General features: G+C 50.7%; 6 protein-coding genes. All 6 read left to right on the forward strand.

Annotated elements, in window-relative coordinates; genetic code table 11:
- Positions 1-11: 11 nt before the first annotated feature.
- On the forward strand, positions 12-3647 hold the full coding sequence (gene tssM / locus THS27_RS12580) for a type VI secretion system membrane subunit TssM (protein WP_085591357.1): 3636 nt from the start codon (positions 12-14) through the stop codon (positions 3645-3647).
- The gene (locus THS27_RS12585; protein WP_085591359.1) at positions 3644-5035 is read left to right on the forward strand and encodes a WD40 repeat domain-containing protein; all 1392 of its coding nucleotides are present in this window, start codon (positions 3644-3646) and stop codon (positions 5033-5035) included. The genes tssM and THS27_RS12585 overlap by 4 nt, the downstream gene beginning before the upstream one ends.
- A 1-nt stretch (position 5036) precedes the next feature.
- A complete protein-coding gene (locus tag THS27_RS12590) occupies positions 5037-6416 on the forward strand; it encodes a type VI secretion system domain-containing protein (protein WP_085591361.1) in 1380 nt (459 codons plus the stop codon).
- Between the two features lie 337 nt (positions 6417-6753).
- Positions 6754-8127 carry a DUF4123 domain-containing protein gene (locus THS27_RS12595; RefSeq protein ID WP_085591363.1) on the forward strand — a complete coding sequence of 458 codons (1374 nt, stop codon included), beginning with the start codon at positions 6754-6756 and terminating at the stop codon, positions 8125-8127.
- 1 nt (position 8128) lies between these two features.
- Complete coding sequence (locus tag THS27_RS12600) at positions 8129-10837, forward strand: toxin VasX (protein WP_085591365.1); 2709 nt, start codon at positions 8129-8131, stop codon at positions 10835-10837.
- A partial coding sequence (locus tag THS27_RS12605) for a hypothetical protein (RefSeq protein ID WP_139835571.1) occupies positions 10837-11456 on the forward strand: 620 nt, incomplete at its 3' end. The genes THS27_RS12600 and THS27_RS12605, both read left to right, overlap by 1 nt.

Here is an 11456-nt window from a genome sequence, read left to right on the forward strand (position 1 = left end):
AGGTCAGAAAAATGATTAGGCGATTATTCACAATTCTAAAAAAACTGCTCAAGCCAATGGTGCTGATCGCAGTCTTCAGCCTTATTATGGCGCCGGTCATCTTCTTTTTCGGCGAACGCATTGGAACGCACGGCGTTTATCCTTTTAAGGATGAAGGTATCCGGTTCGTTGTGGCGGTCGGGTTGCTTATCCTGTCGATTTGCCTGTTTCTGTTTATGGCGGTCCGTGCGGCCATTCGCTGGTGGTTGTCTCGCCGTAATGCCAGTGCGCGCCAGCCCTCGGAAGAGGAAATGGAAAAGGCGGCCATGGCCCAGATGTTTGACCGGGCAATGTCGGTTATTCGCAATCGCTGGTCGGGCGAGGGGCGCGGTGTGTATAGCCTGCCTTGGTATCTGGTGTTGGGCCAGCCTGGCAGCGGTAAAACCAGCCTGATCGAAAATGGCGATCTGCGGTTTCCGATTGATCATGAAATCGATATGGAACTGCGCCAGTTGCCCTCTCGTCAGGCCAATAGTTTCTTTACCTGGCGTGTCGCGGGGAACGAGGCCGTTTTGCTTGATATGAACGGGATGTATTTCCGTCCGCATCAGCGTCGGTCTTCGGTCGAAAATGCCCTGTGGGATGCCTTTTACAGCAATTTGCAGCGCATTCGCCCACGCCGCCCGGTAAATGGCATCATTCTGGCGATTGACCTGTCCGAATTTATGGGCATGTCATTTAACCAACGCGAAAACTATGCCCTAGAAACGCGGCGCGTCATTAACGATATGGTCGACCGTCTTGGCACGCGTATGACCATTCATCTGGCCTTTACCAAACTTGATCAGGTTGCCGGATTTAGCGATTATTTCGCCACGTTAAGTGCGGCTGACCGCGAAATGCTGTACGGGTTTCACTTCCTGTATGAAGGGCGCCATACCCCGGACTGGCTGGACCAGTTTGACAAGCAATATAGCGAATATCTGGACCGTCTGCATTTGCGCCTGAAAAAGCGGGTTCTTGAACTTAAATCCGCGCATAGCCGCCAGGAAGCATTTTCGTTTTATCGCACCTTTTTGGGGCTTGAAGCACCATTACGGTCTTTTCTTGAAGGCGCACTTTCGCCAGATAAATTTACGACACCGCCTTTGGTGCGCGGCCTGTATTTCTTTAGTAACCGTCAGGAAAACGCACCGCGAAACGTGTTTCTTGAAGCCGTTGGGCAGCGCTATGCCTTGCCTGCCCCGCTTTATGGGACCAGTCAAAACACGTCCTATCCCTATTTTGTAACCGCGTTTTTGAAAAAGGTTGTTTTCCCCGAAGCGGGCCTTGCGGGCAACAATGTGCGCGTTGAAGAACGCTATCGTCGTCGCATTCTGATGTCGTTTGGGGTCGGGGCTGCGGCCTGTCTGGTCGGGGCGTTTTACTGGAACGACCGCTACCAGGTTAACCTGGAACGGGCCGAGGATGTGCTGGCAAAAACCCAGGCGTTTAGCAAGGTCAATACGCAAGCCAGCCTGGACCCGACCGGTAAGCAATATTTGCAGCCCTTAAACGAATTGCGTGCTGCCATTGATGAATTTGGCGATTACCGTGATGTCGGGGCGGTGCAGGCCCAGATGACCTTGTATCAGGGTCGCGATATTGGCCCGATCGTGGATCGTGCCTATAACCTGGAACTGCACCGCGAATTTGCCCCTGCACTGGTGGCCGGGCTGGCGCGTAACCTGCGGTCTGTGTGCCCCAAAGGGGGTGACAAGGAACTCGATTATTTACGCATTTATCGCATGATGTCCGAACTTGAGGGCCGCGATAACCAGATCGTTGATGGTTACTTCAACCAGCTTTGGGAAACGCGGCTGAAACGTGACGATGCCGCACGCCAGCAACTGGCCAGCCACCTTGCCTATATGCTGAACCAGAACCCGCAAGCCTACGAGGTTGATAAGAACCTGGTCGCACAGGCCCAGCGTGATTTAAGCCAGCAAACACCTTTCCGTCGCGTTTATAGAACCATTCGCGCCCGGACCAGCCAGAAACTGGCAAAGCCGCTTGAATTGCCAATTGCGGCAGGGGCACCGTTTAATGTGGTGTATGAACCTGTTGACCTGCAGCAGGAGGCAGCAGCCGAAAATGCCGAAGGCAACGGCCTTGCTGCTGCGCGTGATTGCAGTGTGCAAAGTGTGAGCGATCCGGATCAGGGTCCGTTTGAAATCCCGCGTTTTTTCACCAAGAAGCAGTATCACGCCATGTTCGTGCCGCAGCTTGAACAGGTTGCCAAGGTTGCCGGTGACGATTTGTGGGTGTTGGGAAAACTGGAAACCAGCAATGTCAGCGAAGCCGATTATGATGATATCCGCAGCCGCGTACGCGAAAGTTACGTCAATGACTATATGGGGGCGTGGCATCACAGCCTGAATTCCATGCAGGTGCGTCCGTTCGGCGATATCAGCCAGGCAACAGAAATTTTACATACCCTGGCCGATGGCAATAATCCCATTCGTCGTGTGGCTGAACTGGTGCAGGACAATACTGTGTTGTACGAGCCAAAAGAAGACCCGCAAGACAAAGGCGGGGACGGCGAAGATATTACCGACCAGGTTGATTTTGATACCCCCGAAGACCCCAACCGTGTTGCCGCGCGCGATATCAAACGCGAGTTTGCCGATATCCGTGAAATGCTGGTGGAACGCCCGGATGGTGGGCCATCCAATATGGATGAAATCGAAGATGCGTTGGGGGCTGTGTATCAATATATGAAATCGGTACGCGATGCGTCTGATCCCAATGCCAAATCGCTGGAAATGGCGATTGAACGGGCCAAACTGGCCGGAGACGACCCCATTTTTGTGCTTGAACGGGTTGCAGAACGTACGCCTGAACCATTTGGTAAACATTTGCAGTCGGTTGCAAACCAGTCCTGGGGTGTGATCATGCAGGGGGCATCGCTTGCCTTAAGCCGTAAATGGCATGATCAGGTTTATGGGGCTTATCAGCGACTGATTGCCGGGAAATATCCGTTTAATCGTAAATCCGGCAATGATTTGCCCTTGCAGGATTTTGAAGAATTTTTCCGTCCCGGTGGCATTCTCGATGCGTTCTACAAGCAGGAACTACTGACATTTGTGGATGAAAACAGCGGAAAACCCAAAGTGATCGATGGTCAGTCGATCTCGGTGGATCGCAACTTTACCAACCAGTTGCGCACCGCCATGAACATCACCAAAAGCTTCTTTAATCAGACAGGGGATCTGTCAGTTGAATTCAGTGTCGCCCCGGCAGGCATGAATGCCAATATCAGCCGTGCAGTTCTGAATTTTGAAGGACAGCTTGTGGTGAGCAGCCACGGCCCCAGCCGCCCGATTACGGTTTTCTGGCCCAATATTATCGATGGTCCGGCTTCCTCACGGGTGGATATGTCTGCTCTTTCGGGTTCGGGGCGGTCGATGGCCAAACAGTTCGATGGTCCGTGGTCGTTCCTGCATTTGTATGACAGTGCCAAAAAATCGAACCTCGGAAACAATTCTGTCGACATTACTTTTGCCAATGCCAACGGCCAGACTGCGACATTTCGTGTTCGCCCGGAAGCCCGTGTGAATGCGTTTTTCAACAGTCCGCTCAGCGGCTTCTCATTGCCCAGAAATCTCCATGGGGGACTATCTTCATGACCAGAACCGGTATTTCTACATTAACGGCTGTTGCGACGGTGATGATGCTTTCGGGCTGTGCCAGCCCGGGATCATCCATCCCTCAGGCGGGTAAAACCTATACCGGCCCGCTTAGCGCCGACGCAGAAGCCAAATTACGCGCCAAGGGTTTTGGCATGAGCGATGCCGAACGCGACAAACTGGAAAATATCGACCGTACCCGGCTTGCCGCACAGTTCGATTTTCAAAAACTGGGTCAGCCGGTTGAAAGCCCGTTTGCCGGGTTTGGTTTTGTCGGCGCTGAAAACATGCCCTATGCCGTTTATCGCAATGGCAAGGCTGTGACCTTTACCCCCGAAGGTACAGATACCGAACTGGAACAGGTTGCTCCGCGTCTGAATGGTGTTGTTCTGGCGGGTGAAGAACATGAACGTATTGTTGGCGAAAGCCCGCGTGGCACTATGATGTCATGGAATACAAAGGATTTAAGCCAGCAAGTGGTGTTACGACCGCAAAACAGCACCTTTGGCCTGACCAACGTGTTTGATGTCGGCACAATCGAAAATTCGCCCTACCTGGCGATGGCGGTTGAAGGGGGTCGGGTTGAATTATGGGATCTGGCCGCCGGTGAAATGGTTGAGTTCACGGAAAACAAGGTGTCGCAACCGCGCCAGATCATGGATGGCAGCGCCTATGACGATGTGATCTATGGCACCAATCGCGGCGAGATTGAGGAATGGAAACCCGCTGTTGATAGCACCAAACTTTATGCCCATGCCGGGCCGGTGCTTGATATCGTGAGTGTCGGCGGGCGGGATCTGATTGTGTCGTCGGCCAAGGACGGCACGGTAACGATTTATGATCGTAAAAAAGGCGAGATCGTTCATACGCTGGAATTTGATACCGTGGTTTACAACCTTGTTGTTGCCCCAAACAACCGCTATGCCGCGATATTCCAGACCTTTGGTTCGCCGTACTATATCGATTTTGATGCAATGGAATCCCGCCGCCTTTATGTCGGCTCGGGCGCGCATATGACGCAGGGGCGCTTCGCCAAGGATGGCACCTTGTTGCTGGCGCGCGAAAACAACGACATGATCCGGGTCTGGAGCATGGAGCGTAACAGTCTGGTTGCCAGGATCAGCCCTGAACAGGGCGGTAACATTGTGGGCTTTGCTGTCTCCGATGCCCTTGGTTTGATTGCGGTGGCAACCACCGAAGGCAATGTCGAATACTGGAACCTCGACACCGGACGTTACATTCGTACGGCGTTCCATACCGATACGCCGCTAATTGGTGTTGAAATTAGTCCTGATGGCACCCGGGCAGTGGTGGCGCAGGCAGACGGGCAATTGGCACGCTGGCGCGTGATGGCCGATAAACCCGAAAAAACCTTTATGTTTGAATGATATGAAGTTTCCAATTGACGATATTCTTGCCAGTATTCCCGGTCCTGACCGGGAATTTGGCGAGATTGATGATACCGTTCAGGATGCCCTTGATCAGATCGACAACGAACTGATGAAACGCGGCACGTTGAACGCCGAAGGACTGGATTGGGCGAGCGTTGCCGAACAGGCAGCGGTGGTTTTAAAACAATGTGCCCATTTAAAAGGGTTTCACGCCGCCATACTTGCATTGACCCATCAGCCGTCATCGGGTGATCTGGCAAAGTCCTTGCAACTGGCAACCTATATGTTCGCCCAGGCGTGGCAGGAAATGCACCCAAAATCCAAACGGGCGGGGCGACTGCGCGACGTCTGGGTGGGCGATATTGTCGGTAACCTTGCCGGTGCCATAGGCTATGTGTGCAAGGCAGAACGTGCCATACCCGAAGAAAGCCGGGTTAAGGCGCTGGCCCTTGTTGAACTGGCATCACCGCACGGGGTTGATGTTTCGGACCTTAACGAGGCGTTGACGGCCGCAAAAACCCCACCGGCACCGCAACCGGAAAAGCCAAACGGCAATACGTCATCGGGCGAGTTTATTCCGCGTGAACTTAATGCGCGGGATCGTGCCGTTTTGCGCAAGGATATTCGATCGGTTGCCGATCGGATCACACAGTTTGACCCTGACGCACCGGTAGCATACCTGATGCGTGGTTATGCCGCCTGGCTGGAACATAAAACCTTACCGGAAAACACGGATGGCGTAACCGGCCAGCAGGCTATGCCCGCTTTTATTCTGGATGAACATCAGGCAGCAGCCAGTGACCCGGATGATGCGAAACTTGCCAAACTTGAAGACCGCCTGTTCATGAGCCCGGACTGGTTTGAAGGCCAGAAACTGGCCGATAAAATGGCCCGTCGGCTGGGCCGTGAAAATGTTGCCAATGCCATTTGCCAGCGGTCGGTTGAGCGTGTGCAGTCCTTGCCGGGGCTGGACAAGCTGCAATACGCGAATAACAAACCCTATGTGTCGCCCGATATTGCCAAATGGCTGGAAAGTGCAGCCCAAACCGGGCCGGGAAAAGGGCAAAAAGACAAGGGTGATAAAACTCCTTCGCAATCGGTTTTAAGCGATACGGGCGACGGCGATGAAGCCAATACCAAACCATCACTGGAAAAGGTATTGCGCGATACAGATGATGCGGTGGCAAAAAGCACCTCGGGGCGCGAAACCGCCTTGGCGAAATTTGCCCTGGCACAGGAAATGGCCGGTCACGGGTTAAAAAGCCATGCACGGCTGATTTTTGACGAAATTCTGCATGAATTTGGCGTGGCAAAACTGGGCGAATGGGACAAGTCGCTTTTGCGTGATGTCCAACAGGCCCGCAGCAAGGTGGGATGATTAATATGCAGCGCACCAGCGCATATCATGTTGGCAACTTTGTATATCGGGTGTTTTGCCGCCGGCATCGGGTTTTGGGCGGGATTTCGCCCGAACTGGCGAAAATCCGCCCGGTTAGCGTTTCGCGGTCGTTTTCGATTTTGCAAAAATCTTTTTAGTAACAAGGTGTTATCGAAATAACCATTTCATGCCCAAGTGCCGGAATTTTTCAAGATTCTGCCCAATGGTTTTGGGCATGGTGATGATGCGGCATTGTGCTTTGCCAGGGATGTAAAGGCAACTGGCTGGATGCTGCATTGGGCTGTTGTGACACATTAAAAACGGAACCTGATAAGTTATGTCAGTTGATCTGATCAGCGATACGACCGTTGCGGCGACCGAACCATGGCTGGCCCAATGCCATTTTGTCCGGCGTCATTCCGTCCTGCAGGATGGCCCCGGTTTGGCCGTTTCGGCGGAAGATAATGATCGTTCGTCTGTACCTGATGATGACACTGCTTTTGAGTTTTCCAGCGAAACCGGCGACCAGTGCCACGGGCTTGTGGCGGTTTTAACGACTGAACGTGCAGGTTTTGAAGAAGCACTTGAAAGGTACTTGAACGACCAGCCGCTGCGGTTGTTGTGGTGCGAGGATATCATGCCGGCAACACGCTGGATGATGCGCCATCCCAAGGATAAGGCTGCGATTGATCTGGCGCGCAGGGTTCATGATTACCGACCGGTCGAAATTGGGCCGCTAAGTACCGTGGACGGCAGCCTTCATCATGACAATCCGGACGCCATATGGGCTGATTTTATTGTTGGTATTACACCGCTTGATGACCAGTTTGGTGTCTGGCCGCGCAAGATGGTGCCCGATGATTTGCAGGATTTTCTGTTTGGGCCATTGGCAAAAGGCGGGCAAGGCGACCTTAAAACCTATGCGGTTATTGATGCTTCCAAACTGCCCAATCTGGTCGAAACGCTGGCATCTTCGGAGTTGAAATATCGCTGCCTTTTCACGGGTGAGGCTGGTGATAATCTGGTGGATGTCGCACCGTATCTGGTTGAGTTGTTGGAGGATCACCGTTTCACCTGCAATCTTTTGTCGCAGGGCGATCAACCCTGGCAATATTGGGACCGCGAAGCTGCCATGTTTGTGCGCTCTGCAGGTGGTTTCGATGATATCTGGCGCCATTTGCGCAAATTTACCAAAATTCCTGATGCAAATGGCAAGTGGTTCTTTTTGCGGTTTTGGGACCGCATGTTTGCCCATTATTTGCAGGAACATCCAACCGGCCCCTTTCCCGATGGTTTTTTCCGCCAGATCGATGCGCTGATTGTGCCGCATAAGGAACGGTCGGTGCGGGTGGTTGGCAAAACCGGGCATGATGCCACCGCCAGCGAACCGTTTTTTGAAACCTTTAACACTTTTGTGGCGGCGCATAAAAAGAACGGTTTTCTTGACCGTGTTCAGGCGTTTTTCACCGCCAAATATGCCGAAAGCCCCGCCAGTGATGTTTTGACCGGCCAGTACCAGTTTGCGCGCAGCATGGCAATGCGATCGGAACTGGCTGTTCTAAAAACCATGGAAGCACAATTTGTTTTGCAGCGTGCCGGCAAATCTGCCGATGCACTTGATACCGATGCAATCCCCGATTTTGATAATATGAGCGATGTCCACCGGGCCGATGCCCTGCTGGAACAGGCAGTTAACATGGCGAGCGTTTGATATGGAATATGGCGATTTTTCTGCCAACGCAGATTCAGAAGAAACGTTTTTTCCTTGCCAGCGCGGCATGATCCCTATCCTACCTGTGCGTTTTTCGCTGCTGCCCTATGACCTTGATAGCGTGCAGGAACCGATCTCGATTGGCAATCCGGGCTCTTATATCATCCGCACGCTGCGGCGCGGGTTTGTTTATGTTTATGTCGAAAATCCGCAGGAAACAGATGATGCTACCGATCGTAACGGTCCTGGTGTATGGCACGTCTATCGTTTCGAGACCAAGGGGCAGGACGTTAATAGCGATTTTGTTCCGAGTGGAACTGACAACTATAACCGTGCGGATTTCAGTTTTAACAAATATAAATGGTCTGATGCTTATGGCGCTGAAGACTGGAAATATGATGAGACTGTCGCTGCGCAAAAGTTCATAGAGGTCAGAAAAAGTTCCAGCAAAGTCTGGCTGGCCTATAGCGAATATCGCTGGCCATCAAAGTTTTTTCAAAAGGCCCATCAGGAGAGCTTTCGTAAGCAGATTATGCAGCCTGTTAATTTGCGGGGGCAAAATCAATGGGCGGCCTATATCGGCAAGGCTGAGGAACTGGTTGAGGAATATAAGCCCGCGCCGCTGATGGCAAACCCGCTTCTTTTGAAGCGTTTGAACCTCTCCCAGGTTAAGTTTGCGCCATCCATACCGCCGAAAATTTCGGACGAATGTGGTGTCGTTGTTGCGCTGCATGATCCGTTAGGTGACATACGCGAAATGCACCATCGTCTGGCGAGTATGATCGAGCATCGGAGTAATTTTTCCACAGCTTATAAATATCCACTGACGATTGGCCGATATTGTGACGTGCTAAAAGACAAGGTCGATCCACGAGACGGAATGTGGGATTCTTTAGTGGGGAATCCTCCTGCATTTGCTGACGGTTGGGACAAAAAATATAATAGTCTCGTATCCGATATTAAAGAAATAGAAAAAACAACGGACGAACTGGTTGATACCATTCAAAAGTATGTAACATATCGCCAGAATTTTTTTCTGGGCAAACATATGGAGTTGGGGTTCGCGGAAGATAATGATCCGGACGCTGCCGGATATGCCTCTATGTTATTTCAAGTCGGCGTCAAGGGTTTAGGCGCAACGGTGAGGGGCCACTTGGCATTGCGTGATGCCTTAAAGGAAGACGACTTAAAGGATGATGATAAATCTGAACTTCGAGTTTATCTGAAATCTTTTCTTAAGGCATGGGGCGGATTTAAGGTCGGTGTATATGATAAGGTGCGTAGATCGCGGCTGGCGTTTGATGGCGTAATTGAAGCCTTTGCGTTGGAACTGGCGGCTGAAGGGTCAATGCACGAAGATCCTTGGCGTCGTGCTTTCCAGAATGCCTACCGTCGGAAATCTGACGGAACCTTGATGGTTCAAACGGTAAGGCTTTCTTATGACGATGCCGTAAAGTTCCTGCAAGGCGGATTTAGTGATCCCGAACTTCAGGATTTGAATGCGCGCATAGATTCATCTGGGAATTTACAGGTTAACGCAACGGATACGCAAAGACCGCGTATGCCCGATGTGGACGTGCCCGCAGCCGAAATAGATGGCAAATTTACTCTGGTTGGCGGGCTAAATGCAGAGCGGAGTATTGTTGCCTTTGATGGCGCTTCTGCCGGTGTTGGGATGCTGTTGGGGGCTTGGTCCTTGTTTGAACTGGCCAAGGCGGAGCAGGAAGCGCCTGAGTTATTTAAAAAAGGCGAAATCTCGGCTGTTTTGACGGATAACAAGTTTGCGCTTGCAACAACAGCCGTTGGCATAGCGGATTCCATGCTAACTTTTGGCACAAGAATGTCTACGGCATATGGGCCAACAGAACGTATTGCCGGAGACGCCTTATCCACCCTTTATAAAAAAGCATTACCGCAAGCCGCCAACAAGCTTTCTTACGCACCGCGCATGGGAATGGTCGGGGGTGTGGGCCGCATGGTGTCAACCTGGCTTCCCCGTGTGTCTCTGGTCTTGGGGGCATTAATGTCTTTCGGCGCGATTGTGCGGGGTGCAGAGCGTGAGGACCGGGCTGAGATTATTGGCAATTCCGCAATGCTTGCTGGCACGCTTCTATTGGCTATTCCGGGTGCTAATGTTGCAGTTGCAGTTGGTGCGGCACTTATTATTGCAACCGGTTTTGCTATTACTTTGTTATCATATTCCAATGTTGAAGATATTATTAGGAAATCTTTTTGGGGAAGTTCTGATTCTTATTGGGATTATGATGAGAGGCCGGAGATCTCTGATTTGATTGAAGAGGCAAAAAGTAATTTTTCCGGATTGGAGGGGTTTTATAACGAAGAAACTCATAGATTTGAAGACCTATTTTGGGGAATCGATATTGAGAATAAAGAAGAAGGAGATGGAATTTTTACAGTTTCAAGTCCTGCATTTAAAGAAGATGACCCGGGTGATGTTTCGATAAAATTGATGCTGTTTAATGAATACGTTGACGTGCAATACAGCTTGTCAAACGGAGAAATTAGTGGTTTCAACAAAGATTATATTAGCGTCAGCAGAATTGGCGGTGTGCCTGAAATTATCGTCCGAATTAAGCGCGATGATCAGCGTGGTAGTCCTTATCATAAACATACATTTCATGTTGAATATACTCGATCAGAGACGGGTAAAAAATTATCGGCGTCCTCTGGAAGAATTAGGAGTTTCTGATGGCGCGATGCGGAACATATAAAGGCTATATAGGGGCGGCTGGTAATAAATTAGGAATTGTTGACGTTGAGCGTTTCTTTGCTGGTTTTAAGATGGTTCTCGGACTTGTGGCTATTGGTGTTTGGCTTGCGTCGATCCAATATTTTTTATTTTATGAAAGTTCATTTGATGATTTAAAATATAATAGTTCTAGCGTTGAGTTGACTACTTGGCAACGGTATACGAAATTTCTTGGAAATTTTGGTTATGGTTATCTATGGGGTGAACACCCCACTTGGGAAAGAACTTATGAAAAGGGATGTTTAGAGAAAAATTGGTACGGGTGTAATGCTCAAACAACTCCCGAAGAATTTCTTCTGATATTAGTAAAGAGACATCCTCGTAGATATGTAGATATTTTGATGATTTCCTGTGGCTTTTTTTATTTGGCATTCGGATTTTTCTTCCTACGCCGTCCGGCTCCTGTGCGCTTCAATCGTAATCTCGGTGCTATTTACACGTGGCATCGTGGAAAACTCTGGATACATCCGCAGTACATATTTGACTACGACTACAAGCCTGGCCTTAATCTTTTAAGCGGTGGCGGCTTTAACGGTGCGATGCGGATAAAATTACAGTC

The organism is Thalassospira sp. MCCC 1A01428, assembly GCF_002115825.1.
GTDB lineage: Bacteria > Pseudomonadota > Alphaproteobacteria > Rhodospirillales > Thalassospiraceae > Thalassospira.

Excerpts from the sequence above, each read along its gene's own strand:
- tssM (WP_085591357.1), top strand. The coding sequence starts at position 12 with ATGATTAGGCGATTATTCACAATTCTAAAAAAACTGCTCAAGCCAATG.
- THS27_RS12585 (WP_085591359.1), top strand. The coding sequence starts at position 3,644 with ATGACCAGAACCGGTATTTCTACATTAACGGCTGTTGCGACGGTGATG.
- THS27_RS12590 (WP_085591361.1), top strand. The coding sequence starts at position 5,037 with ATGAAGTTTCCAATTGACGATATTCTTGCCAGTATTCCCGGTCCTGAC.
- THS27_RS12595 (WP_085591363.1), top strand. The coding sequence starts at position 6,754 with ATGTCAGTTGATCTGATCAGCGATACGACCGTTGCGGCGACCGAACCA.
- THS27_RS12600 (WP_085591365.1), top strand. The coding sequence starts at position 8,129 with ATGGAATATGGCGATTTTTCTGCCAACGCAGATTCAGAAGAAACGTTT.